This window comes from Vogesella sp. AC12, assembly GCF_024437575.1.
Taxonomy (GTDB): Bacteria; Pseudomonadota; Gammaproteobacteria; order Burkholderiales; family Chromobacteriaceae; genus Vogesella; species Vogesella indigofera.
The window spans coordinates 492,135-514,737 of the sequence record NZ_JANFNU010000002.1 but is presented as its reverse complement, the minus strand read 5'-3'; the positions used below and the strand labels follow the sequence as shown (position 1 = coordinate 514,737).

Annotated in this window: 27 protein-coding genes; 12 read left to right on the top strand and 15 right to left on the bottom strand. The window is 65.3% G+C overall.

What is annotated here, in order from left to right:
- Positions 1–361 precede the first annotated feature (361 nt).
- The 3 genes from NOM55_RS06325 to NOM55_RS06315 are packed head-to-tail and all read right to left on the bottom strand — an operon-like array spanning position 362 to position 1,942.
- Positions 362–823, bottom strand: a complete 462-nt coding sequence (locus tag NOM55_RS06325; protein WP_255907912.1) for a histidine phosphatase family protein — start codon at positions 821–823, stop codon at positions 362–364.
- Between the two features lie 49 nt (positions 824–872).
- Positions 873–1,586, bottom strand: coding sequence for an LrgB family protein (locus tag NOM55_RS06320; protein ID WP_255907911.1), 714 nt, complete (start codon positions 1,584–1,586; stop codon positions 873–875).
- Positions 1,583–1,942 (bottom strand): CidA/LrgA family protein, encoded by a 360-nt coding sequence (locus NOM55_RS06315; RefSeq protein ID WP_255907910.1) that lies wholly within the window; start codon positions 1,940–1,942, stop codon positions 1,583–1,585. The genes NOM55_RS06320 and NOM55_RS06315 overlap by 4 nt, the downstream gene beginning before the upstream one ends.
- Positions 1,943–2,019: 77 nt before the next feature.
- Between NOM55_RS06315 and NOM55_RS06310 the strand changes: the two genes are divergently transcribed.
- The 3 genes from NOM55_RS06310 to NOM55_RS06300 all read left to right on the top strand — a co-directional run bounded on the left by NOM55_RS06310 (position 2,020) and on the right by NOM55_RS06300 (position 3,936).
- Positions 2,020–2,550: a chorismate lyase gene (locus NOM55_RS06310; RefSeq protein WP_255907909.1), complete on the top strand. Its 531-nt coding sequence runs from the start codon at positions 2,020–2,022 to the stop codon at positions 2,548–2,550.
- On the top strand, positions 2,550–3,422 hold the full coding sequence (gene ubiA / locus NOM55_RS06305) for a 4-hydroxybenzoate octaprenyltransferase (RefSeq protein WP_370687862.1): 873 nt from the start codon (positions 2,550–2,552) through the stop codon (positions 3,420–3,422). The genes NOM55_RS06310 and ubiA overlap by 1 nt, the downstream gene beginning before the upstream one ends.
- Before the next feature lie 175 nt (positions 3,423–3,597).
- Complete coding sequence (locus NOM55_RS06300; protein ID WP_047968465.1) at positions 3,598–3,936, top strand: GrlR family regulatory protein; 339 nt, start codon at positions 3,598–3,600, stop codon at positions 3,934–3,936.
- Here NOM55_RS06300 and NOM55_RS06295 read toward each other — a convergent pair.
- Genes NOM55_RS06295 through NOM55_RS06285 form a run of 3 tightly spaced genes read right to left on the bottom strand, consistent with a single transcriptional unit; the run spans position 3,905 to position 6,874 of the window.
- Positions 3,905–4,624 carry an ABC transporter ATP-binding protein gene (locus tag NOM55_RS06295; protein WP_255907908.1) on the bottom strand — a complete coding sequence of 240 codons (720 nt, stop codon included), beginning with the start codon at positions 4,622–4,624 and terminating at the stop codon, positions 3,905–3,907. The two genes, NOM55_RS06300 and NOM55_RS06295, sit on opposite strands and share 32 nt — an antisense overlap.
- A complete protein-coding gene (locus NOM55_RS06290; RefSeq protein ID WP_255907907.1) occupies positions 4,617–5,831 on the bottom strand; it encodes an FtsX-like permease family protein in 1,215 nt (404 codons plus the stop codon). The genes NOM55_RS06295 and NOM55_RS06290 overlap by 8 nt, the downstream gene beginning before the upstream one ends.
- Positions 5,828–6,874: an efflux RND transporter periplasmic adaptor subunit gene (locus tag NOM55_RS06285; protein ID WP_255907906.1), complete on the bottom strand. Its 1,047-nt coding sequence runs from the start codon at positions 6,872–6,874 to the stop codon at positions 5,828–5,830. The genes NOM55_RS06290 and NOM55_RS06285 overlap by 4 nt, the downstream gene beginning before the upstream one ends.
- A 76-nt stretch (positions 6,875–6,950) precedes the next feature.
- Between NOM55_RS06285 and NOM55_RS06280 the strand changes: the two genes are divergently transcribed.
- Positions 6,951–7,283, top strand: a complete 333-nt coding sequence (locus NOM55_RS06280; protein ID WP_255907905.1) for a DUF2322 family protein — start codon at positions 6,951–6,953, stop codon at positions 7,281–7,283.
- 139 nt (positions 7,284–7,422) lie between these two features.
- Here NOM55_RS06280 and NOM55_RS06275 read toward each other — a convergent pair whose 3' ends face one another.
- The 8 genes from NOM55_RS06275 to purM all read right to left on the bottom strand — a co-directional run bounded on the left by NOM55_RS06275 (position 7,423) and on the right by purM (position 14,890).
- On the bottom strand, positions 7,423–8,667 hold the full coding sequence (locus NOM55_RS06275; protein ID WP_255907904.1) for a uracil-xanthine permease family protein: 1,245 nt from the start codon (positions 8,665–8,667) through the stop codon (positions 7,423–7,425).
- A gap of 52 nt (positions 8,668–8,719) precedes the next feature.
- Positions 8,720–9,367 (bottom strand): hypothetical protein, encoded by a 648-nt coding sequence (locus NOM55_RS06270; RefSeq protein ID WP_255907903.1) that lies wholly within the window; start codon positions 9,365–9,367, stop codon positions 8,720–8,722.
- Positions 9,368–9,415: 48 nt separating this feature from the next.
- A complete protein-coding gene (gene upp, locus NOM55_RS06265; RefSeq protein ID WP_189372712.1) occupies positions 9,416–10,048 on the bottom strand; it encodes a uracil phosphoribosyltransferase in 633 nt (210 codons plus the stop codon).
- A 225-nt stretch (positions 10,049–10,273) separates the two neighbouring features.
- A complete protein-coding gene (grxD, locus tag NOM55_RS06260; RefSeq protein ID WP_255907902.1) occupies positions 10,274–10,591 on the bottom strand; it encodes a Grx4 family monothiol glutaredoxin in 318 nt (105 codons plus the stop codon).
- A 54-nt stretch (positions 10,592–10,645) separates the two neighbouring features.
- Positions 10,646–11,941, bottom strand: coding sequence for an RsmB/NOP family class I SAM-dependent RNA methyltransferase (locus NOM55_RS06255; RefSeq protein ID WP_370687867.1), 1,296 nt, complete (start codon positions 11,939–11,941; stop codon positions 10,646–10,648).
- Entirely contained in the window at positions 11,937–13,019 is a 1,083-nt protein-coding gene (locus tag NOM55_RS06250; RefSeq protein ID WP_255907900.1) for a DUF3108 domain-containing protein, read from the bottom strand. Before NOM55_RS06250 ends, NOM55_RS06255 begins: the two co-directional genes overlap by 5 nt.
- 38 nt (positions 13,020–13,057) lie before the next feature.
- On the bottom strand, positions 13,058–13,693 hold the full coding sequence (gene purN / locus NOM55_RS06245; protein WP_047967373.1) for a phosphoribosylglycinamide formyltransferase: 636 nt from the start codon (positions 13,691–13,693) through the stop codon (positions 13,058–13,060).
- A 159-nt stretch (positions 13,694–13,852) separates the two neighbouring features.
- The gene (gene purM / locus NOM55_RS06240) at positions 13,853–14,890 is read right to left on the bottom strand and encodes a phosphoribosylformylglycinamidine cyclo-ligase (protein ID WP_255907898.1); all 1,038 of its coding nucleotides are present in this window, start codon (positions 14,888–14,890) and stop codon (positions 13,853–13,855) included.
- 87 nt (positions 14,891–14,977) lie between these two features.
- Between purM and NOM55_RS06235 the strand changes: the two genes are divergently transcribed.
- The 8 genes from NOM55_RS06235 (at position 14,978) to NOM55_RS06200 (ending at position 21,416) form a co-directional block, all read left to right on the top strand.
- Entirely contained in the window at positions 14,978–16,057 is a 1,080-nt protein-coding gene (locus NOM55_RS06235) for an AI-2E family transporter (RefSeq protein WP_370687866.1), read from the top strand.
- Positions 16,058–16,078: 21 nt separating this feature from the next.
- Positions 16,079–16,756 carry a DnaA regulatory inactivator Hda gene (hda, locus tag NOM55_RS06230; RefSeq protein ID WP_082133732.1) on the top strand — a complete coding sequence of 226 codons (678 nt, stop codon included), beginning with the start codon at positions 16,079–16,081 and terminating at the stop codon, positions 16,754–16,756.
- Between the two features lie 6 nt (positions 16,757–16,762).
- Entirely contained in the window at positions 16,763–17,431 is a 669-nt protein-coding gene (locus tag NOM55_RS06225; RefSeq protein ID WP_047967370.1) for an HAD family phosphatase, read from the top strand.
- Positions 17,432–17,448: 17 nt separating this feature from the next.
- The gene (locus NOM55_RS06220) at positions 17,449–17,976 is read left to right on the top strand and encodes a GNAT family N-acetyltransferase (RefSeq protein WP_255907895.1); all 528 of its coding nucleotides are present in this window, start codon (positions 17,449–17,451) and stop codon (positions 17,974–17,976) included.
- A 14-nt stretch (positions 17,977–17,990) separates the two neighbouring features.
- Positions 17,991–18,860, top strand: a complete 870-nt coding sequence (locus NOM55_RS06215; protein ID WP_255907894.1) for an ATP-binding protein — start codon at positions 17,991–17,993, stop codon at positions 18,858–18,860.
- A gap of 226 nt (positions 18,861–19,086) precedes the next feature.
- Positions 19,087–19,947, top strand: coding sequence for a flagellar motor stator protein MotA (gene motA / locus NOM55_RS06210; protein WP_255907893.1), 861 nt, complete (start codon positions 19,087–19,089; stop codon positions 19,945–19,947).
- A 93-nt stretch (positions 19,948–20,040) separates the two neighbouring features.
- Positions 20,041–20,985 carry a Nudix family hydrolase gene (locus NOM55_RS06205; RefSeq protein ID WP_305118851.1) on the top strand — a complete coding sequence of 315 codons (945 nt, stop codon included), beginning with the start codon at positions 20,041–20,043 and terminating at the stop codon, positions 20,983–20,985.
- Entirely contained in the window at positions 20,982–21,416 is a 435-nt protein-coding gene (locus tag NOM55_RS06200; RefSeq protein ID WP_255907892.1) for a hypothetical protein, read from the top strand. Before NOM55_RS06205 ends, NOM55_RS06200 begins: the two co-directional genes overlap by 4 nt.
- A gap of 546 nt (positions 21,417–21,962) precedes the next feature.
- On the opposite strand, the gene NOM55_RS06195 is transcribed toward NOM55_RS06200, so the two are convergent.
- The gene (locus NOM55_RS06195) at positions 21,963–22,517 is read right to left on the bottom strand and encodes a hydrolase (protein WP_047967364.1); all 555 of its coding nucleotides are present in this window, start codon (positions 22,515–22,517) and stop codon (positions 21,963–21,965) included.
- Between the last annotated feature and the right edge of the window lie 86 nt (positions 22,518–22,603).

Here is a 22,603-nt window from a genome sequence, read left to right as displayed (position 1 = left end):
TCTGAGCCAGGATCAAACTCTTCAGTTCAATCTCATAGCAATTTTTTGGCACGCAAGTTCAAAGAAACATCGTTTCTTGAATCTTGACAGTGCAAGTATTTGGCTAAGCCAGACACTTACACCTATCGGTTATTCGTTTTGTTAAAGAGCAGTGCTGCGTCGCGTTTCGTTTGCGGCGTCAGCTGAGGAGGCGAACTATAGCGAAGCCCGCCAGCCGCGTCAACACCCGACAGCGGACTTTTTGGCACAAAAGCGGCAAGCCGTTGATTTCACAGCCACCCCGCCGCCAAGAAAAATGAAAAAGGTTGGCCGCAGTGCTTGCGGCCAACCTCAGGCATGAGAATAAAGCGCAATATTCGTATTAATCGATACCCAGCATCGCCGGTGTCATCATCGCCTTGAGACGAATTTGCTCGATGCCGTGGCGTTCGCGATGGCTGAGCCACCAGATGGCACCTTTCTTGACGCTCCACAGCAAGGGCTGTTCGCTCATCAGCGTGGCGGCGAGACGACCGATGTAAGGCTGATGGCCGACCAGCACGATGGTTTTGCCGCTGCGCGGCCAGTCGATGGCGCTCAGCACCTGCTCGACCGAGGCATCCGGGTTCAGCGCCGGCACGACTTCATAACTCTTGGCAAACAGTGCCGCGGTTTGCTGCGAGCGCAGCGCCTCGGAGGCGAACAGCGCAAAATCGTCGGGCAGCTGCTTGCGCAGCCATGTTGCCATCGCGCTCGCCTGCTTCTGACCACGGCGGGTCAGCGCGCGCTGCATGTCGTCAGAGCCTTCCTCGGCTTCGGCATGACGCCACAAGATGAGATCCATATCATTCCTTAGTCTTATTGTTTGGCTGCCATATGCTGTGCCATGTGTATTACGACAGCAAGAAATGCACCAACAATGGTGCCACCACCGCCGTGACAAAGCCGGTCAGCCCCATTGCCAGACCGGCAAAGGCGCCGGCAGTTTCCGAAATCTGGAATACGCGGGCGGTGCCGATGCCGTGTGCGGCGATGCCGGTGGCGACACCCAGTACCACGTCATCGTTCATGCGTAATAGCGTCAGCAGCGGCTTGGCCAGTACCGCACCGATGATGCCGGTCACGATGACAAAGGCGGCCGCCAGGGTGGGGATGCCGCCGATGGCCTCGGCCACGCCGATCGCGATCGGCGTGGTGGCCGAGCGCGGCGCCAGGCTGAGCACGATTTGCGGCGGCATGTCGAAGGCAACGGCAATCAGCACCGCACTGGCGACGCCGGCGACACTACCGACCACGATGCTGCTCAGGATGGCGAAGGCGCTGCGCTTGAGGCGCGCCAGATTGTTGTACAGCGGAATCGCCAGCGCGACGGTGACCGGCCCGAGCAGGAACTGGATAAAGCTGGCGCCGCGGAAATACTCGTCGAAACTCAGCCCCAGTGCCAGCAGGCTGACGATCAGCAGCCCGGCACCGACAAGCACCGTGTTGGCCAGCGGATGGCCGTGATAGCGGCGGCTGACACTCAGCGCGACGCGGTAGGCCAGCAGCGTCAGGAAGATGCCGGTCAGCGGCGACTGGCGCAACCACTCATAGAGTGTCGGCGTCATGACCTGACCTTTCTGCTTTTTTGTAGATGCAACAACAAGGTCAGCGTCAGTGCACTGACCAGCAGTGTCGCCAGTGTCGACAGCAGCAACACCGCCGCCATCGCCAGCGGTCGCTCGGCCAGCAGCGGCCAGAAAGCGAGGATGCCGGCACCGGCGGGGATGAACAGCAGCGACATGTGCGTCATCAGCCGCGGCACGTTGTGGCGCAGCGTGTCGGGGATGCCCTTGCGCACACACAGCGTCAGGAACAGGAACAGCATGCCGAGCACGGCGCCGGGGATGGGCCAGCCGAGACTGCGCGCCAGCAACTCGCCGGCAAACTGGTAGCCCAGCAGCCACAGGAAGGTTTCGATCATCGACAACTCACAGGGGTCACAAGGTTGGCCGCACGCAACAGCGGCGGGATCGGACGGGTTTTGGCATAATGCGCCGCATGACGCCTTTTTCTGACTGGTCGGCCCGGTTGCCGCCAACTTCACCGCTGCTGGCAGAGTGCATCACCGTCAGCGGTTCGCTCACCAACTACCTGATGGCAAGCGGCCACGACTTCGCCGTCAGCGTGCTGCAGCAAGGCAGCGACGCGATTCATGCCGACGAAACCGCCCTGTTCGAGCTTACCCCAGATAGCCAATTGCATGCCAGACACGTTTGCCTGACGCTGGCCGGCAAGCCGGTGGTGGTAGCGCGCAGCGTGTGCCTGCCTGAATGCCCGGTGTGGCGGCCGATCCTGGAGCGCGGCAGCCGTTCGCTGGGGCTGACATTGTTTGGCGACCTGCCGCAACTGCGGCGCGGCGAGCTGAGCTTTGCCGAGCTGCACGCCGGACATCCACTGTTTGCACTGGCACAGGCGCACGATCCTCATGGCAGCAGCCGCTACCTGGCCCGCCGCTGCCGCTTCGAGCTGGATGGGCAGCGCCTGCTGGTTTGTGAAATTTTCTTGCCGGAACTGGAGCAGTTGCTGTGATGAGCATGGACTTTATCAAGGAGCGGCTGACGGTCTACGGTCAGCTGATGCGTATCGACAAACCGATCGGCACCCTGCTGCTGCTGTGGCCGACACTGTGGGCGCTGTGGATCGCCTCCGCCGGCCAGCCGGACTGGCAGCTGCTGCTGATCTTCACCCTTGGCACCTTTTTGATGCGCTCCGCCGGCTGCGTGATCAACGACTTTGCCGACCGCCACATCGACATGCATGTGGCGCGCACCAAACAGCGCCCGTTCGCCCGCGGTGCGGTGAGCAGCAAGGAGGCGCTGCTGCTGGCCGCGCTGCTGGCCCTGCTCAGCCTGCTCTTGATCCTGCCGCTGAACAGCCTGACTCTGCTGCTGTCGCTGCCGGCGGTGTTCCTCGCCGCCAGCTATCCGTTCACCAAGCGTTTCTTCCCGCTGCCACAGGCCTATCTCGGCTTGGCCTTCGGCTTCGGCATCCCGATGGCGTTTGCCGCGGTGACCGGCGCCGTGCCGCTGCTGGCGTGGCTGCTGTTCCTGGCCAAGGCGCTGTGGACCATCGGTTACGACACCGCCTACGCGATGACCGACAAGCCGGACGACCTGAAGATCGGCATCAAGACCTCGGCGATCACCTTTGGCGATCACGACGTGCGCGCGGTGATGCTGTGCCACGCCGCCTTCATCGCGCTGATGACCGGCATCGGCCACAGCCTCGGCCTCGGCTGGCCGTACTACCTGTCGCTACTGCTGTCGGTGCTGCTGATCGGGCGCCAGTATCTGGACATCCGCCACCGCGACCGCGCGCTGTGCTTCAAGGCCTTTCTCGACAACAACCGCGTCGGCGCGGTGATCTTTGCCGGGCTGGTGCTGGCTTACTGCCTGCGCTGAAGCGGCGCACAGATACACCCGAAGCGGGCAGCCAGTGGCTGCCCGCTTTGTTTTGCCGTCGCGCCGGCAGGCTGGCGGCCGCATCCAGATTTATCTGTCGTGATTTGTGGTCTAAGTTGAAACAGGTAGCTGCCTGCCGGCAGACAGCAGATCTTCCCCTCGAAGGAGACGCACCATGATCAACGGGATCTATCACGTCACGGTATCCACCAGCGACGGTCAGCACAGCGATGGCCAGTGGGTAATCGACAACCATTCGCTGCAGGGCACCGATGCCACCTCGCGCTATCAGGGGCAATTCCACCTTTCCGGCCAGCACGTGGCGATGCAGATGAACGTGTCGCGCCACCAGGAAGCCGAACGCACGCTGTTCGGCCCGGCCATGCAATACCTGCTGTCGCTAAACGGCCATTTCATGAGCGACAGCAACACCTTCAACCTGTCCGGCCCGGTGGCGCACGTGCCGACCATGTTCGCCACCATCAGCGGCCACTGGCTGAAGGCGCTGGACTGACCACCCCGTCCGGCTGCAGCCGGCCGTCCAGCAGCCGGATCTGGCGCGGACAGCCATCGGCCAGCCGCTGGTCGTGGGTGACGATCAGGAAGGTGGTGCCATCCTCGCGATTGAGTTCATGCAGCAGCGCAAACACCTCGTTCGCCGTCTGGGTATCGAGGTTGCCGGTCGGCTCGTCAGCCAGCACCAGCCGCGGGCGATTCATCAGCGCCCGCACGATGGCGACGCGCTGCTGCTGCCCGCCCGATAGCTGTACCGGCTGCTTGGCGGCATGCTCGGCCAGCCCGACGCGCTGCAACAGCATGGCTGCACGCTGCCGGTCCTGCGACGTGACGCGCCCCTGGCCGGCAAACAGCGGCATCATCACGTTTTCCAGCGCCGAGAAGGCCGGCAGCAAATGATGGAACTGGAACACGAACCCCAGATAGCGATTGCGCAAGGCGGTGCGCGCCGCGTCGTCGAGGCTGGCGGTGGCGGTATCGGCAATGCGCAGCTCGCCGGCAGTCGGCGTCTCCAGCAGCCCGATGATGTTGAGCAGCGTCGACTTGCCGGAGCCGGACGGCCCCAGCAGCGCGGCGAACTCGCCTTCCACCAGCTGCAAGTCGATGCCGTGTAGCACCTCGACCAGCGGCGACTTGCCGCCGCCGTAGCTTTTCTTCACCCCTTCCAGCGTCATGATTTCAGCCACGGATCGCCACCACCGGGTCCAGCCTGGCCGCGCGCAGCGCCGGCAGCAGTGCCGCCAGCACCCCGACCAGGGTCGCAATCAGCGCGGTGGTGATGAACAGCTCGCTGTCGAGCACCACCGGAAACAGCGGGCTGCCGTCCTCTGTCAGCGCCAGCCGGCTGATGCCCTCCGCCATCGCCGCCCCCAGCACTGAGCCGAACAACGAGCCGAACAGGCCGACGAGGCCGCCCTGCAGCAGGAACACCGCCAGGATACGCGACGCCGGCGTGCCCATCGCGCGCAGGATGCCGATCTCGCGCTGGCGCTGCACCACCGTCACCACCAGCACGCTGGCGATGCCCAGCGCCACGGCAAAGGTGACGAACACACGGATCATCAGGCTGGAGGCACTCTGGCTTTTCAGCGCCGTCACCAGCTGGCCGTTGCTGGACTGCCAGCTGTCCGCGGTCAGGCCGGTACTCAGCGCAAGGTTGGCCGCAAGGCTTTCCGCCTCGAACAGGCGCTCGCTCTTGATGTAGATTTCGGTGACATCGCGCTGGAAGCCGAGCAGGTTCTGCGCCTCGCGCAGCGGCAACAGCACCCAGCGCTTGTTGAGATCCTTGAGGCCGAAATCGAGAATCGCCCCCACCGTCATGCTCTGGCTGCCGCCGGTCGGGGTCTGCAAGCGCAGGCGCCCGCCCGGCTGCAAGCCCAAGTCCGCCGCCAGCTCCTTACCGATCAGCGCGGTGCCGGTCGGCAGCAGCAGGCGTCCGGCTTGCAGCTTGTTGTCCAGCCGTACCACCTGGCTGTAGTCGTCAAGCTCGACCCCCATCAGCACGATAGACTTGCGCACGCCGCCCTGCTGCGCGACCCCGGGGCCGCTGGCCATTGCCGCCACCGCACTGACATTGGGCGTGCCGCGCACCCGTGCCACGATGCCGCTCCAGTTGGCGATGGTGTTCTCGCGCTGCGTGCGCTTGGCGATGTCGGCCAGCTTGACGCTGCCCGGTACCGTCAACGGCGCCTGGTTGACGATGTCGGCCGGGCGCAGCACCACGTGCGCCTGGGTCGACAGCGTGCGGTCGATGATGTTGGCCTGCAGGCCGCTGACGATGGCGGTGATGTAGACGATGACACCGACGCCGATACTGACCCCGGCCAGGATCAGCGCGGTCTGGAAGCGCCCCTCGCGCAGCAGCCGCCACGCCACCGTCCACACGAAGTTCATGGCGCCGCCTCCACGATGCTTACGCGGCTGCCGGCCGCCAGCAAGGGGAAGGGGGTCACCACCGCCATGCCGGCGCGCAGCCCCTGCAGGATCTGCACCTTGCCCTCCACCACCACGCTGGCCTGCACCGGCCGCAGCTGCAGGCGGCCGTCTTGCACCAGCGCCACCTGGCCGCGCTTCACCGCCTCGGCCGGCAGCAGCAGCACCTGGCGCAAGCGCGCGGTCTCGATCTCCGCCGACACCGTCATCCCCGGCAGCAAAAAGCTGCCGTCCTCGCCCAGCAGCACCTCCACCTCCAAGGTGCCGCGGTCGTTATCCACCTGCGCCGCGATGCGGCCAACCTTGCCGGCCACCCGCCGCGCCGGAAAGGCGTCGGCCGCGATCAGCGCCGGCTGGCCGCTGGCCAGTTGCGCCAGCTGGCGTTCGTCGACATCCAGCAGCACGTGTTTCGGGCCGGCGGTGGCAAAGCTGAGTTTGGCGCTGCCGGCGGTGAGCAGGTCGCCGACCTCCACCTCGCGCTCCAGCAGCACGCCGTCGGCCGGGGCGCGGATCTGCGCCTGCGCCAGTCGCGCCTGATACTGCGCCAGCTGCGCCTGCAATTGCGCCACCCGCAACCGCGCCTGATCGCGGCTGCGCTGCAGGCCATCCAGTGCCGCCTGGCTGACAAAACCCTGGCGGAACAGCGCCAGCTGGCGCTGCAACTGGCGCTCGGCATCGGCCTGCTGCTGGCCGGCATCCTCCAGCTGGGCGCGGGTCTGCTGCAATTGCGCCAGCAGCTCTTCCGGCTCCAGCTGCAGCAACACCGTGCCCGCGGTCACCGCCTGCCCCTTGGCCACCGGCGTCGCCACCACCCGCCCGCCGATGGTGGCCCCAAGCCGGCTCTGGCGGCTGGCCTCGATGCGACCGCTGGTGACCACCGTGCGCACCACGTCCTGCGTCGCAAGTGTCACCACCGTCACCTCTGCCGGCCGCCACCACCAGTAAGCGGCCGCCAGCAGCGGTAACAGCAAAAACAGGGACAGCAGGATTTTGCGGCGCGTCATGTCGGGTAAACTCGGGGAATGGAGAAAGGTCTGATTCCATTCTACGAAACATCTTGCCCACGGAGCCTTATTCATCATGAAATTTGCCGACATCCTCGCCACCCTGCCCGCCATCGACGGCATTGCCGCGCTGATGCTGCTGGATGCCGCCGGCGAACCGCTGCAGCGTCTCGACAACAAACCGGGCACCGCCGGCTCGGTGCGCGTCTATCACGCGCTGGTTAAACACTTCGGCCACATCGACAAGGCGGCGGCGCACGAAGGCCTGGCGCTGTACGCCGAACACACCGACGATGCCCGCGCCCACCCCGGCAAGCATCCCAATATCGACCGCCTGCTGGCGATTGCCGAACAGGACGCGCCCGGCCTGCGCGTGCGCATCGTGCTGGACGACAGCGCCGAGGCCTGATCCGCGCGGTCGCAAAAAAACCCGCCATCGCTGGCGGGTTTTTTCATGGCGACGCGCGGCGGCACTCCCCCGCAGCGCATCATCCGCCGAGGTTGGCCGCAGCCTGCGGCCAACCTCGGGCTGCTACACGAACCGCTATCTACACGTCCTGGCCTTCGACGATGCCGTCGTGGCTGGCGGCGCGTTGCGGCAGGATCAGGTTCAGCACGATGGCCAGCACCGAGCACAGGCCGACGCCGACCAGCTCGAAGCTGCCGAACTTCAGCGCCAGCCCGCCGATGCCGGAGGTCAGCACCACCGAGATGATCACCAGGTTGCGCGGCTCCATCAGATCGACCTTGGCTTCGATCAGCGTCTTCAGGCCGATGGAGGCGATGGTGCCGAACAGCAGCACCATGATGCCGCCCATCACCGGCATCGGAATGGACTGCAGCAACGCGTTGAACTTGCCGAAGAAGGCCATGGCGATGGCGAACAGCGCCGCCCACGTCATCACCACCGGGTTGAAGTTGCGGGTGATCATCACCGCACCGGTCACCTCGGCGTAGGTGGTCACCGGCGGCCCGCCGATGAAACCGGCCAGACACACGCCCAAGCCGTCGCCGGCCAGGGTGCGGTGCAGGCCCGGGGACTTGGTGTAGTCCTTGCCGGTCACGCCGCCGATCGCCATTACGCCACCGATGTGCTCGATCGACGGGGCGATCGCCACCGGCAGCATGAACAGCGCCGCCGCCCAGTTCACCTCCATGCTGCCGAAGGTCGGCACCACGAACCACGGCGCCGCCGCCAGCTTGTCGAAATCCACCATGCCCATGAAGGCGGCCACGATGTAGCCAACGGTGACGCCGGCCAGAATCGGCACCAGCTTGAACATGCCGCGCGCGAAGATCGACACCACGATGGTGGTGGCCAGCGACACCGCCGCCAGCAGCAGCGAGGTCTCGTACGGCATGATCTGGTTGCCGCCGGCACGGCCCATCGCCATGTTGGAGGCGGCGTTGGCCACCGACAGGCCGATGATCATGATCACCGGCCCGATCACCACCGGCGGCAGCAGGCGATTGACCATCGCCATGCCGCGCCAGCGCACGATGGCGGCGAACACGAAGTACATGAAGCCGGCGCAGAACAGGCCGAACATGGTGGCGCCCTGCCCCCAGGTCTGCATCGAGTAGATGATGGGGCCGATGAAGGCGAACGAGGAGCCGAGGAAGATCGGCACCTGGCGGCCGGTGCACAGCTGGAACACCAGCGTGCCGACACCGGCGCCCAGCAGCGCCATCGCCGGATTGAGGCCGGTCAGCAGCGGCACCAGCACCAGCGCGCCGAAAGCGACGAACAGGATCTGGGCACCAGACACCGCCGTCTTCAGTTGTTGAAACATGCTGTGTTTTCCTTATTGTTGTTGAAATCGTGCGCCGCGCGCGGCCGGGACATCAGGCCGCCGCGCAATACATGATCGCCTGGGCGATGATGTTGTTCTGCCCCGCCGCCAGCGTGCTGTGCGCGCGGAACTGCTGCACCATCGCCTGCACCCGGCGGTAGGTGTCGTAATTGGGCAACGGCTGGTAGGCGATGTCGACATCCAGGCGTGCGGCCAACCTCTTGATGGTGGTCGGCTTGATGCAGACGTGCCGTTGCGGGTCGCTGTAGGCGAGAAAGCAGCTCACCAGCGGCCACTTGGCGGCATTGGCCTTGCCGTCGTGACGGCACAGCTGCAACACCTCGACGAAATCGGCGAAGCTGGCCTCGTCGAAGCGGTACAGCAGCGCATGCAGCGCCGCCACGAACGGGCGGTGCACGTCGCTGAACGCCAGATAGTTGCGGAAGGCCATGCGCTCGAAAGTGCTGACCGTAGTGCAGCGGCTGACGACCTGGCGGCAGCAGTCGATCACCGCCGCCGTATTGCCGCTGTCGATGGCGGCGCGCAGCTGCGGCTCACCGAGGTCATCGCGACACAGTTGCAGCACGCGCTCGATGCCGCGGTGCTTCTTGCCCAGCGCCAGCCACGCCTCGTCCTGCAAGCCGTGCGGGAAGCGCAACAGGAAATCATGTTCCAGCTGTTGATAGGCGTTGTGCTGCATCGACATCCTCCCGCACAAGGTTGGCCGCAAGCCGGCGGCAACGGCTCATCAGGCGTGTTTGGTACCGAAGATCTTGTCGCCGGCGTCACCCAGGCCCGGGATGATGTAGCCGTGCTCGTTCAGGTGGCTGTCCAGCGACGCGGCCACGATCTGCACGTCCGGATGGGCGTCGTTCACGGCCTTCACGCCTTCTGGCGCGGCCACCATCACCACCGCCTTGATCTGCTTGCAGCCGTTGCGCTTGAGCAGGTCGATGGTGGCGATCAGCGAGCCGCCGGTGGCCAGCATCGGGTCGATGATCATGGCGATGCGCTCGTCGAGGTTGCCGACGAACTTCTCGAAGTAGGACACCGGCTCCAGCGTTTCCTCGTTACGTGCGAGGCCGACCACGCTGATCTTGGCCGACGGCACCAGGTCCAGCACGCCGTCCAGCATGCCGATGCCGGCACGCAGGATAGGCACCACGGTCACTTTCTTGCCCTTGATCTGCTGCACTTCCATCGGGCCGCACCAGCCGTTGATGGTGACGGTTTCCAGTTCGAAATCGCGGGTGGCTTCATAAGCCAGCAGGCGCGCCAGCTCCTGGGTCAGCAGGCGGAATTTCATGGTGCTGATGTCGCCCTCGCGCAGCAGACCGAGCTTGTGCTGCACCAGGGGATGATTGACGACGGTAATGTTCATGGGGATCCCAAACCTTGGCAAAAAGCGGCCCCGGAACCAGGTTCCGGCAAACCGCTTTCGGTAATCGATAAAACCGGCTGCACCAGGCGGTGCAGGCGTGAGGTATGGGGCGACATTATACAATCATTTCAAACGCCCCGCTGCACGCGGCCTCACTGCCGCCCATCCAAACAAAACAGCCCGTGGCGCGAGGCACACGGGCTGTCGGAACGTAGCAGACGCGGCTTAGTTGGCCAGGTCTTTCAGCACTTCCTGCAGTTCGCCGGACTGGTACATCTCGTACATGATGTCGGAGCCGCCGAGGAACTCGCCGTTGACATACAGCTGCGGAATGGTCGGCCAGCTGGCGTAGTCCTTGATGCCCTGACGGATTTCCGGATCGGCCAGCACGTCAACGGTGACGAAGTTATTCACGCCACAAGCCTTGAGGATCTGTACCGCACGGCCGGAAAAGCCGCACTGCGGGAACTGCGCCGAGCCCTTCATGAAAAGCACGACAGGGTTTTCGGTCACGGTCTGACGGATGGTGTCCTGGATCGACATGGTATTCCTTTTTCAAGTGGTCGCGCCGGGCTCATACCCGACTAAATCAATGGGTTATTGTAGACTCGCTTCGGCTTCCGGCTCAAGTGCGGCATCCGCCACCCCGGCCTTGCGCTGCAATACCGCGGCAAAGAAGCCGTCGGTATTGTGCTGGTGCGGACGCAGCGCCAGATAGTCGCCGGTATCCAGCGCGATCTTCTGCTCGGCCAGCACCTGGTTGGCCGGCACCAGCTCGAATGCCGGATGGGCGGCGAGGAAGGCTTCGACGATGGCCTGGTTTTCCTGCGGCAGCAGGCTGCAGGTGGCGTACACCAGCCGGCCGCCGGCCTTCACCAGCCGCGCGGCGGAGGCGAGGATAGACTGCTGCTTGGCGTTGAGCTCGGCCACGCTGTCCGCACTCTGGCGGTACTTGAGGTCCGGGTTGCGGCGCAGGGTGCCGAGGCCGGAGCACGGCGCATCGACCAGCACGCGGTCGGCCTTGCCGGCCAGACGCTTCACCTTGGTGTCGTTCTCGTGCGCGATCAGCGTGGTGTTGACGTTGGACAGGCCAGAGCGCGCCATGCGCGGCTTGAAGTTGGCGAGGCGCTTTTCCGACACGTCGAACGCGTACAGGCGGCCGGTGGAGGCCATCTGCGCGCCCAGCAGCAGGGTCTTGCCACCGGCGCCGGCGCAGAAATCGACCACCATTTCGCCACGACGGGCACCGGTGAGCAGGCCCAGCAACTGGCTGCCTTCGTCCTGCACCTCGATGGCACCGCCGACAAACAGCGGGTGCTTGGCCAGCGACGGCTTGCCCTTCAGGCGGATGCCGATCGGCGAGTACGGTGTCGCCTCGCAGGCGACGCCGGAATCCTGCAGCTGCACCAGCGCGTCGTCACGCTTCAGCTTGAGGGTGTTGACGCGGATATCCAACGGCGCGGCGGAGGCCAGGCCCTTGCCCAGCGCCACCACTTCTTCTTCCGCCAGCGGCGGCAGCAGGTCCAGCACCCACTGCGGCAGCGCCGCACGCGCGGTCAGTTCTTCCGGCAGCGGTGCGCCCTTCAGCGACGACAGCCATTCACGCTCGGTTTCCTTGATGATGCCGTCCAGCTCGCGCAGGTTGGCGCCGCCGATGCGCACCAGCGTGGCCAGCGCCAGTTTGCGGGTGTTGGCACGTTGGCCGCATAGCGCGCGCAGCGTTTCCAGATGGCGCAGGCAGGCGAAGGCGGTTTCCGCGATCAGGTGGCGATCGGTGGCGCCCAGCTTGCTGTTGGCACGGAAGTGGGCGGTGAGCACGGCATCGGCCGGACGGTCGAACTTCACCATCGCGAACAGTACCTGTTCGATCTGGTTGAATTGCTGCAGGTTAATTTTCATGTTTACTAGACCTTTGGGGTGGCGGTGGTGTCCACACTACCGCACCGTTAAATTCAATCAGTGTCGCGCGCAATTCTAAGCGCTTGTCGTTATCCGCCAGCATGATGCGGACGGGCAGATTGGCAAAGTCCGGCGCCAGCCAGAACTCGAACAAATCCTTGTCGTTTCGGGCGCGTAGCACCAGCACACGCAGCGTGCCGCCTCCCGCCTCGAAATCCGTTTCACCGGCCAGCTGCAGCGCAAACTGGTACACCTTCTTGCCGGTGGTTACCTGCCGCGTCGCCGCGCCCGGCTGCTCGCCGCGCAAGCCCAGCTCGAACGCGAGGCTCAGCCAGTCCAGCGCCCCCGGCTGCAGCGGCGCCTGTTTCGCTTCCTTGTCGCCGTAGTTAAGCACGCCGGCGGCCCAGTCAAACTGCGCGTATTCGCGCGGCTGCTCGTTGCGGCTGGCGCTGAAGCGTTGCGGCTGCAGGCCGTTGCGGCCAAGCTCGCCGTGCACTTCGTAGCGCAGCGTCGGGCCGATCAGCGGCTTGACCGTGGTGACGATGCGGTAGTCGCCGCGGCTACGCTGCCAGTTCATCTCGCCGCGCCCCAGCTGCAGGCCGCTGCTCAGCAGCGCGTATTCCAGCCGCGCGGCATCGGGAAACCGCGCCAGCTTCGGCGCGGGCGGTTCGCCGCGCACCGCGCCCGGTGACGCGACTGCCGCCGGTGCCGACGCCTCGGCCGCGCTGTCACCCCCACCGGCCGAAGCCAGCGGTGCCGCCGCGTGCGACCGCGCTGGCGGTGCGGCGACGGGCTTACCTGGCGCCGGCTTGGCCTTGACGTCCTTGGCTGGCCGCGGCGCCTGCGACGGCGGCGCCGAAGCATCGCCCGCCACGCCATCCGCCATGGCGGCGACCATCCCCAGCGCCACCGCCGCCGGCGCCGAGGCATCGCCTTGCTCCGGCGCCATCGCCTGCAGGGTAATGCTCAGCTTGCGCAGCGGCGCCTCGTCCGATGCGGCGCCGTCGAAAGACAGCAAGCTACCGCCGAACAGCAGCAGGTGCAGCAGCAGCGATACCAGCAGCGCCAACAACAACGGCCACCGCCAGCGCCGCCGCGCGGACATCATGTTCAGAGTACCGGCACCTGCAGCGCGAGACCGGCGGCGGCGGCATCGACACCGCCGATGCGGCCGTTGCGGATCTGCAGCTCGCCGGCGGCGAAGCGGCGCACCGCTTCCGGATACAGCCGGTGTTCCTGCTGCAGCACGCGTGCGGCCAACGTGGTTTCGGTATCGTCATCCAGCACCGGCACCACCGCCTGCGCCACGATCGGGCCATGGTCCAGCTCGGCGGTGACAAAGTGCACGGTGCAGCCGGCCACCTTGCAGCCCATGTCGATGGCGCGCTGGTGGGTATGCAGGCCGGGGAAGGACGGCAGCAGCGACGGATGGATGTTCAGCATCCGCCCCTCGTAACGCGCGGTGAACGCCGGCGTCAGGATGCGCATGAAACCGGCCAGCACCACCAGATCGGGGGCGAAGGCGTCGATCTCGGCCGCCAGCTGCGCGTCGAACGCCTCGCGGCTGGCAAACTGCTTGTGATCCAGACCGACGGTGGCGATGCCGCGCGCCGCCGCCCAGGCGAGGCCGGCGGCGTCGGGACGGTTGGCGATCACCGCGGCAATGCGGGCGCCGGGGATGTCGGCATCGACGATGGCCTGCATATTGGAGCCGCGGCCGGAGATCAGGATTACGATGTTTTTCATGTCAGCAATTCAGCTAGGTCTTGCCGGCAGCCGGTGCGCCCGCGCAGGGGCACCACCACGGGCAGGACCACATTCAATAAGTACTCGCTCGGGCTGCGCCCGAGAAATGACAAACGCCGCCAGCAGTGCCAGCGGCGCCGGTCACATCAGTTCAGGCGCTCAGGCAACCTGGGTCTGATGCTCGTCACCGTTACGCGCACGGATCACCCCGATACGCGACACGGTTTCACCCTGCTCGGTCAGGAAGGCGGCCGCGGCGTCGGCATCGGCCACGTCCACGATCACCACCATGCCGATACCGCAGTTGAAGGTGCGATACATTTCCTGGGCATCGACATTGCCTTCCGCCTGCAGCCACTGGAACAGCTTAGGCAGCTCCCAGCTGCCCGCGTCGATCTGGGCCACGGTGTTTTCCGGCAGCACGCGCGGGGTATTCTCGGTAATGCCGCCACCGGTGATGTGCGCCATGCCCTTCACGGTCAGCTTCTCCATCAGAGCCAAGAGCGGCTTGACGTAGATGCGGGTCGGCGCGATGACGGCCTGGCGCAGGGTCTTGTCGCCTTCGAACGGCGCGTCCAGATCCGGCTGCGCGCGATCGATGATCTTGCGAACCAGGCTGTAGCCGTTGGAGTGCACACCGTTGGATTTCAGGCCGAGCACGACGTCGCCCGGCTTGATGTCGCGACCGGTGATGACCTTGCTCTTTTCCACCACGCCGACGGCAAAGCCGGCGAGGTCGTATTCGCCCACCGGGTACATGCCCGGCATTTCGGCGGTTTCACCGCCGATCAGTGCGCAGCCCGCTTGTTCGCAACCCTGGGCAATACCCTTGATCACATCGGTGGCTTGCGGCACATCCAGCTTGCCGCAGGCAAAGTAGTCCAAGAAAAACAGCGGCTCGGCGCCCTGCACCAGAATGTCGTTGACACTCATGGCCACCAGGTCGATGCCGACGGTATCATGCTGGTTCCAGTCGAAGGCCAGCTTCAACTTGGTACCGACACCGTCCGTGCCGGAAACCAGCACCGGCTCCTTGTATTTCTTGGAGATTTCCACCAGTGCGCCGAAACCGCCGAGGCCACCGAGGACTTCGGGACGCATGGTGCGTTTGGCAAACGGCTTGATGTTTTCGACGAGCGCGTCACCGGCATCAATATCGACACCGGCATCGCGGTAACTGAGGGACGTGGTATTCAAGGTCTACTCGCTTTCTGCTAACGTGATCGTTTTCCTGCTGCGGCAAACGGGCTCTTGGCCCGAAGCGCCTGTATTTTAACTGAAAAGCTGATGGAACGCTCCCGCACAAACTATCTTCCGTGGTTGATTGTCGCTATTACCCTCGCCGGCGCGGTATGGCTGCTTGACCGGCTGTCCGCGGTGCTGACCCCGTTTGTCACCGCCATCGTGCTCGCCTACATCCTCGACCCGGCCGTCGATTACCTGCAAAAACACGGCTTATCGCGCATCTTGTCGCTTGTTTGCGTGATGTTTGCCGGATTTTTCGCCATCCTCGCGCTGCTGCTGATCGTGATCCCGATGCTGGTCAGCCAGGGCCATGCGCTGGTGGAACGGCTGCCGGCGGTGGTGGATTTCATCCAACAGCAGGCGCTGCCATGGCTGAACCAGCTGCTCGGCACCAAGCTGAGCCTGGACACGCAAAGCTGGCGCCACACGCTGAGCAGCAATACCGGCAACCTGCGCCAGTTGCTGGCCAAGCTGGCGCCGCAACTGGGTTACGGCGGCGCGCTGCTGCTGAGCATGCTGGCCAACCTCAGCCTGCTGCCGGTGCTGCTGTTCTATTTCCTGCACGACTGGGACCGGATGGTGGCGCGCGTCGGCACGCTGGTGCCGCGGCGCTGGGCGCCGGAGGTTGGCCGCATCGCCCGCGAGCTGGACGAAGTGCTGGGCCAGTTCCTGCGCGGCCAGCTGTCGGTGATGCTGCTGATGGCCATCATCTACGGCGGCGGCCTGGCGCTGGTGGGGCTGGAATCCGGCCTTGCCATCGGCATCGTTGCCGGCCTGCTGGTGTTCATCCCCTATGTCGGCGCCTTTCTCGGCCTGCTGCTGGCGACACTGGCCGCCATCCTGCAGTACAACGGCTTCAGCGGCCTCGTGCTGGTGTGGAGCGTGTTCGTGGTCGGCCAGACACTGGAGAGCTTCCTGATCACGCCCTACCTGGTGGGCGAACGCATCGGCCTGTCGCCGGTGACGGTGATCTTCGCGCTGATGGCCTTCGGCGAGCTGATGGGCTTCGTCGGCGTGCTGCTGGCCCTGCCGCTGGCGGCCATCAGCGTGGTGCTGGCGCGTTATCTGGTGCAGCGTTATTTCAACAGCGGCTTTTATCAGCGTAAAATCGATTCCTGACTCTATTTAGAACCTTGCCGCATGTTGGATCAGCTCGTCCTCGACCTCAGCCCCACGCCCCTGCCCGGGTTTGACAACTTTCTTGCCCAGCGCAACAGCGAGATCATCGCCGCGCTGACCGCGGAAGGCGGGGAGCGCTTCGTCTACCTGTGGGGCGAACCCGGCTGCGGCAAAACCCATCTGCTGCAGGCGTGGATCGCCCACGCCGAGCTGCTCGGCCGCGCCTCGATCTACCTCGACGCCAAGCACGAGCAACTACCCGACTTCGCCCGCGAGGCCAGCTTCATCGCCGTCGACCATGTCGACGAACTGGCGCCGGACGACCAGATCATGCTGTTCTCGATCTACAACTCGCTGAAGGAAAGCGGCGAAGGCCGCCTGCTGATGGCCGGTCACCAGCCGCCGATGCAGGCGCCAGTGCGTGACGACCTGCGCACCCGCCTCGGCTGGGGCCTTGTGTTCGAAGTCAAGGCGCTGTCCGACGACGACAAGCTGGCGGCGCTGCGCCATCACGCCGCCGAGCGCCAGCTGGCCATCGGCGACGACGTGTTCCGTTACCTGCTCACCCACTGGCGCCGCGACCTGGCCAGCCTGATCGGCATGCTGGACATGCTCGACCGCTACTCGCTGGCCATGCGCCGCCCGATCACGGTGCCGCTGGTCAAGAACGTGTTACAAACCGCCCCTACCGAAAGCTGAAACACCATGAATCTTGCCCTGTTTGACCTGGACAACACCCTGATCATTGGCGACTCCGACAGCGAATGGCCGAAATTCCTGATCAAACGCGGCATCCTCGACGCCGAGCACCACGCGCGGCAGAACGACTACTTCTACGAGCAGTACAAGGCCGGCACGCTGGATATCTACGAATTCCTCGATTTCCAGCTGGCGCCGCTGACCCGCTTCTCGCGCAGCGAGCTGGACACCCTGCACGCCGCTTACATGGAAGAGCACATTAAGCCGATCATCCCGCAAAAGGCGCGCGCGCTGCTGGCGGCGCACTTTGCCCAGGGTGACGAGGTGATGATCATCACCGCCACCAACCGCTTCATCACCGGCCCCATCGCCCGCGAACTGGGCGTGGAACACCTGATCGCGGTGGAGCTGGAAGAAGACGACAGCGGCAACTTCACCGGCAAGCCGAGCGGCACCCCCAGCTTCCAGGCCGGCAAGATCACCCGTCTCAACGAATGGTTGGCCGCACGCGGCGAAACGCTGGACAGCTACGACAAGGTGTTCTTCTACAGCGACTCGCGCAACGACCTGCCGCTCTTGTCCATCGTCAGCAACCCGGTGGCGGTCGATGCCGACGACACCCTGAAGGCGCACGCCGAAGCCCATGGCTGGCCAGTGATCACCCTGCGAGACTGACACACTACGGAGCCAGCATGCCGATCGACACTTTCCGTACCGCCACCAGCGACGATGCCGACGCCATCGCCGATCTCGTCAACCGTGCCTACCGCCCGCCCGCCGGTGCGGCCGGCTGGACGCATGAAAGCGAACTGGTCGCCGGCGCGCGGATCGATGCCGCGCAAGTGCGGCTCACGCTGGCGCAAGACGACTCCCACATCCTGCTGGGGCTGCAGCAGGCGCGGCTGTGTGCCTGCGTCAATGTGGTCGCGGACGGCGACGGCTGCTATATCGGCATGCTGGCGGTAGACCCGGCAACCCAGGCCGGCGGGCTGGGCAAGCAGATGCTGGCCCACGCCGAACAGTTCGCTCGGCAGCACTTCCAGGCGAGCTACTGCCACATGACGGTGCTGTCGGCACGGCCGGAGCTGCTGGCCTACTATCTGCGCCGCGGCTACCGCCAGACCGGTGAGTACCAGCCCTTCCCGCATGACGCCAACGCCGGCACGCCGCTGCGCGCCGACCTGCAGATCGAAGTGCTGCGCAAAACCCTGACCGACTGAATCGAGGGCGCCTTATGGACCAACTCGAAGCCTTTCTCGCCCGCGCCGAAGCAATGCTGGCACGACTGGAGCCGCTGCTGCCGCCGGCGGTACCGGCCACCGACTGGAGCGCGCCGGCGTTCCGCTGGCGTCGCCTTGGCGCCAGCGCCTGGCTGGAGGCCATCCACCAGCCGCACAGCGTGGCGCTGGACGAGCTGATCCATATCGAACGCCAGAAGCAGCGCCTGCAGCGCAACACCGAACAATTCCTCGCCGGCCGCCCGGCCAACAACGTGCTGCTCACCGGCGCGCGCGGCACCGGCAAATCGTCGCTGATCAAGGCGCTGCTGGGCCAGTACGCGACACAGGGCCTGCGCGTGATCGAGGTCGACAAGGCGCAGCTGCCTGACCTCGCGCAGATCGTCGATGCCGTCGCGGCGCGGCCGGAACGCTTCATCCTGTTCTGCGACGACCTGTCGTTCGAGGAAGGCGAAGACAGCTACAAGGCGCTGAAATCGGCACTGGACGGTGGCCTCGCGCGCCGTGCGGCCAACCTTCTGGTGTACGCCACCTCCAACCGCCGCCACCTGATGCCGGAAAAGGCCAGCGAGAACCGCGAAGGCTGGCTCAAGGACGGCGAGATCCATCCCGGCGAAACCACCGAGGAAAAAGTGTCGCTGTCCGACCGTTTCGGGCTGTGGCTGTCGTTCTACCCGTTCGACCAGGACGCCTATCTTGCCGCCGTGGCCGGCTGGCTGGCGCACTTCGGCCTCAAGCACGGCAAGCACAGCGAACGCGCCGCGCTGCAGTGGAGCCAGCTGCGCGGCAGCCGCTCCGGCCGGGTGGCATACCAGTTTGCCTGCGACTGGGCCGGGCGCAGCAGCAAGGAGCGCCGCGCCGAGTGAGCCACTTGCCGATTGCCGGGCGGTCCCCTAGTCTTGAGCGCGGACTGCGCGGCGTATGCAACGCAATTCGGGCGCCGCGCGGTAAAAATGCACGGCGCTTGCCGCGATGCAATATCATGTCAGCGATCCGGCGCCGGCGGGCCCGCACGCTGCCGCCACCCGATACCCTGCGCCAGTGCGCAGCCGAACAACCATCCTCACCGCCCCATTTCAGGAAGTCTTGCTTATGAATGTCATCATTGGTTATGTGATCACGCTGGGCTGTATCTTCGGCGCCTACATCGTTCACGGCGGGAACATGACGGTGATCATCAAGGCGCTGCCTACCGAGATGCTGGCGATTCTGGGCGGCGCCATCGGCGCCTTCGTGGTCAGCAACCAGGGCAAGACGCTGAAAGCGGTCAAGGCCGCGCTGCCGGGCGCGTTCAAGGGCTCCAAGTACACCAAGGCACGCTACATGGAGCTGCTGTCGCTGCTGTACGAGATCATGGTCAAGATCCGCAAGGAAGGCCTGATGGCGATCGAAAACGATGTCGAGCACCCGCACGACAGCCCGCTGTTCAGCAAGTACCCGAATATCGCCAACGACCACCACGTGATCGAATTCCTCACCGACTACCTGCGCATCATGGTGTCCGGCAACCTCAACGCCTTCGAGATCGAGAACCTGATGGACAACGAGATCGAAACCCACCACCACGAGGCGGCGATGCCGGCCGGGGCGGTGACCAAGCTCGGTGACGCGCTGCCGGCCTTCGGTATCGTGGCGGCGGTGCTGGGCGTGGTCAACACCATGGGCTCGGTCGGCCAGCCGCCGGCCATTCTCGGCGGCATGATCGGCAGTGCGCTGGTCGGTACCTTCCTCGGCATTCTGCTGGCCTACGGCGTGGTGTCGCCGCTGGGTTCGCTGCTGGAACAGAAGGTCGAGGACAGCACCAAGGAATTCCAGTGCATCAAGACCACGCTGCTGGCCAGCCTGCAAGGCTATGCGCCGCAAAGCGCGATCGAATTCGGCCGCAAGGTGCTGTACTCCACCGAACGCCCGTCGTTCAACGAGCTGGAGCAGCACGTCAAAGGCGCCAAATGATCCGGCTAGCCCGCCGCGCCGCCGCTGCCTGTCAGCGGCGGCGTTTTGCATGCCGCCGTTCCCCATTGCAACTTCCTGTCTGGCATACCGATCATGTCTGAATCCAAACCTGTCATTTCCGTTGTCGCCGGCGCGCTGATGCACGCCGACGGCAGCTTCATGCTCGGCAGCCGGCCGGCCGGCAAGCCCTACGCCGGCTACTGGGAATTCCCCGGTGGCAAGGTCGAACCCGGCGAAACGCCGCTGGCCGCGCTGGTGCGCGAATTCCGCGAGGAAATGGGCATCGAGGTCAGTCACGCCACGCCGTGGCTGACGCGCACCCACCACTACGAACACGCCTCGGTGCACCTGCGCTTCTTCCGCATCTGGGCGTGGCAAGGTACGCCGCAGCCGCACGAAGGGCAGTCCTTTGCCTGGCAGACACCGGGCCATCACAGCGTCACGCCGATGCTGCCGGCCAACGACCCGGTGCTGCGCTCGCTGCAGCTGCCGGACGTGCTGCAGATCAGCTGCGTCGGCGAGTGCGGTCGCGACCACACGCTGGAAGTGCTGGCGCAACGCGACAATCCTGGCTGGGTCATCGTGCGCGAGCCGCAAAAGAGCCGCGAACAGCTGGCCGACTTTGTCGCCGAAGTGGCCGACATCGTCCACCCCAAAGGCGGCAAGCTGCTGGTCAACACCGATCCGGCGTGGATCAAGGGCTGGCCGGTGGACGGCCTGCACCTGAGCAGCCAAAGGTTGGCCGCACTGGACGAGCGCCCGCCGCATCTGGCCTGGGTCGGCGCCTCGGCGCACAGCAGCGCGGAACTGGCGCATGCCGCGGCACTCGGCCTCGACTACGCGCTGCTCGGCCACGTGCAGCCCACCGCCAGCCACCCGCAACAGGCGGCACTGGGCTGGGACGGCTTTGCCCGCCTGCTGCAGGACGAAATCCCGCTGCCGGTCTTCGCCATCGGCGGTCTGCAGGCGGCGGATCTGGATACGGCCCGCCAGCACGGCGCGCACGGCATCGCGCTGATGCGGGGGGCGTGGCAATGAAGGCACTCAGCCGCAGGCAATGGCAGTTCATCGCGCTGGCACTGCTGGTATTCGCCGCGCTCAAGGTCGCGCTGATCAGCTGGTATCTGCAGCAGCGCCAGCCGGCGGCACCGGCCGTCACCAGCGTCAGCTGCAGCGTGCTGCAACAGGGCTGCCCGTTACCGGACGGCAGCGTGCTGCGCTTTGTCGACGGCCCACGCCAGCGCAGTCCGTTCACGCTGACGCTGAGCAAGCAAGGCAGCGGGGCGCCGACGGCGGAATTCTCGATGCGGGACATGGACATGGGCTTCAACCGCTACCGCTTCGTCGATGGCGGCGGCCACTGGCAGGCCAAAGTCACGCTGCCGGCCTGCGTCACCGGCAGCGCGGACTGGCTGCTGGACCTGCACCAGGACGGACACATCTACCGCATCGCCTTCCGCGCCAGCTAGGCGCCATTAAGCCTGTCTCTGGCGCAGCTCCGATGCCGCGGTCGTGCCGCGCCTGGAGGCGGGCGCCGGGTCAGGGCAGCCCATCGGGACAGGTTTGGCGGCATCACCCTGGCAAACGGCCCGGCAGGAAAGCGCCTGCCAGGGCCGTTTTTCACAGGCCATCGCCGCACCAGACCGGCATCAGCGATAACCGCCGCATGCAAGCATCCTTGAGCTGGCACACCCCTTGCTAAGTACTACCCTGCTCCACGGAGCGACAGGTGTTGTTCTTCGTTTATCGCGTGGTCCGATCGACCAAACGCTCGGTTGACGAAGTTTTTTTGCACAATAGTGGTGCAGCAAAGCCACCCGAATTGGTGCAATGCGCCAATTCGGGGCTTCTTTTCCGGATAGTCACACGGCGTCGGCACGACGACGTGCAGGGTTAGATAGAGGGAGAACCAGAACGGCTCAGCCGTCATCTCAACAAGGCAAGGTTGGCCGCAAGCGATTGCGGCCAACCTTTTCCTTTTTGGGGCCGCCACCACACCGGGCGGCAGCGCGCCATCAGGATGGCTGCTCGCCCACCAGGTAGCGCTTGCTCATCTGGCGGAACAGCTCGGTGCCGGACACCTGCAGCGCCTCGAACAGCACCATCTCGCGCGTCACCAGCACCGCGCCGGCATCGCGCATGCGCTGCAAGCCGACGTCGCGATCGATCTGGCTGCGGCTGGACACCGCATCCGCCACCACGAACACCTGCTTGCCGTGTGCCAGCAGCTCCAGCACCGTCTGCAGCACGCAGACATGGGTCTCCATGCCGCACACCACCACCTGCGGCCGCTGCAGCAGCTCCGGCGGCAGGCACTGGCTGGCGACGCAGGAGAAGTGCAGCTTGCTCACCACCGCGGCACCCGGCGCCGCCGCCAGCAACGACGGCGCGGTATGCCCCAGCCCCTGCGGATACTGCTCGGAAAACACCACCGGCAGCCCGACATCGTGCGCCGCCGCAATCAGCCAGCGGCAGCGCGCCAGCATCCCCTCGGCATCCAGCACCGCCGGCAGCAGTTTTTCCTGGATGTCCACCACCAGCAAGGTGGCCCGTTCCTTGTCGATCAGCATGATTTGTCCTCCATGGCTGCAAACAGCTTAACCGCTTGCCATAAACAAGGGCAAACCCCTGATGGGAAAGCGTTTGTGTTGTGGCA

Excerpts from the sequence above, each read along its gene's own strand:
- NOM55_RS06325 (WP_255907912.1), bottom strand. The coding sequence starts at position 823 with ATGGATCTCATCTTGTGGCGTCATGCCGAAGCCGAGGAAGGCTCTGAC.
- NOM55_RS06320 (WP_255907911.1), bottom strand. The coding sequence starts at position 1,586 with ATGACGCCGACACTCTATGAGTGGTTGCGCCAGTCGCCGCTGACCGGC.
- NOM55_RS06315 (WP_255907910.1), bottom strand. The coding sequence starts at position 1,942 with ATGATCGAAACCTTCCTGTGGCTGCTGGGCTACCAGTTTGCCGGCGAG.
- NOM55_RS06310 (WP_255907909.1), top strand. The coding sequence starts at position 2,020 with ATGACGCCTTTTTCTGACTGGTCGGCCCGGTTGCCGCCAACTTCACCG.
- ubiA (WP_370687862.1), top strand. The coding sequence starts at position 2,550 with ATGAGCATGGACTTTATCAAGGAGCGGCTGACGGTCTACGGTCAGCTG.
- NOM55_RS06300 (WP_047968465.1), top strand. The coding sequence starts at position 3,598 with ATGATCAACGGGATCTATCACGTCACGGTATCCACCAGCGACGGTCAG.
- NOM55_RS06290 (WP_255907907.1), bottom strand. The coding sequence starts at position 5,831 with ATGAACTTCGTGTGGACGGTGGCGTGGCGGCTGCTGCGCGAGGGGCGC.
- NOM55_RS06285 (WP_255907906.1), bottom strand. The coding sequence starts at position 6,874 with ATGACGCGCCGCAAAATCCTGCTGTCCCTGTTTTTGCTGTTACCGCTG.
- NOM55_RS06280 (WP_255907905.1), top strand. The coding sequence starts at position 6,951 with ATGAAATTTGCCGACATCCTCGCCACCCTGCCCGCCATCGACGGCATT.
- NOM55_RS06275 (WP_255907904.1), bottom strand. The coding sequence starts at position 8,667 with ATGTTTCAACAACTGAAGACGGCGGTGTCTGGTGCCCAGATCCTGTTC.
- NOM55_RS06270 (WP_255907903.1), bottom strand. The coding sequence starts at position 9,367 with ATGCAGCACAACGCCTATCAACAGCTGGAACATGATTTCCTGTTGCGC.
- upp (WP_189372712.1), bottom strand. The coding sequence starts at position 10,048 with ATGAACATTACCGTCGTCAATCATCCCCTGGTGCAGCACAAGCTCGGT.
- grxD (WP_255907902.1), bottom strand. The coding sequence starts at position 10,591 with ATGTCGATCCAGGACACCATCCGTCAGACCGTGACCGAAAACCCTGTC.
- purN (WP_047967373.1), bottom strand. The coding sequence starts at position 13,693 with ATGAAAAACATCGTAATCCTGATCTCCGGCCGCGGCTCCAATATGCAG.
- hda (WP_082133732.1), top strand. The coding sequence starts at position 16,079 with ATGTTGGATCAGCTCGTCCTCGACCTCAGCCCCACGCCCCTGCCCGGG.
- NOM55_RS06225 (WP_047967370.1), top strand. The coding sequence starts at position 16,763 with ATGAATCTTGCCCTGTTTGACCTGGACAACACCCTGATCATTGGCGAC.
- NOM55_RS06220 (WP_255907895.1), top strand. The coding sequence starts at position 17,449 with ATGCCGATCGACACTTTCCGTACCGCCACCAGCGACGATGCCGACGCC.
- NOM55_RS06215 (WP_255907894.1), top strand. The coding sequence starts at position 17,991 with ATGGACCAACTCGAAGCCTTTCTCGCCCGCGCCGAAGCAATGCTGGCA.
- motA (WP_255907893.1), top strand. The coding sequence starts at position 19,087 with ATGAATGTCATCATTGGTTATGTGATCACGCTGGGCTGTATCTTCGGC.
- NOM55_RS06205 (WP_305118851.1), top strand. The coding sequence starts at position 20,041 with ATGTCTGAATCCAAACCTGTCATTTCCGTTGTCGCCGGCGCGCTGATG.
- NOM55_RS06200 (WP_255907892.1), top strand. The coding sequence starts at position 20,982 with ATGAAGGCACTCAGCCGCAGGCAATGGCAGTTCATCGCGCTGGCACTG.
- NOM55_RS06195 (WP_047967364.1), bottom strand. The coding sequence starts at position 22,517 with ATGCTGATCGACAAGGAACGGGCCACCTTGCTGGTGGTGGACATCCAG.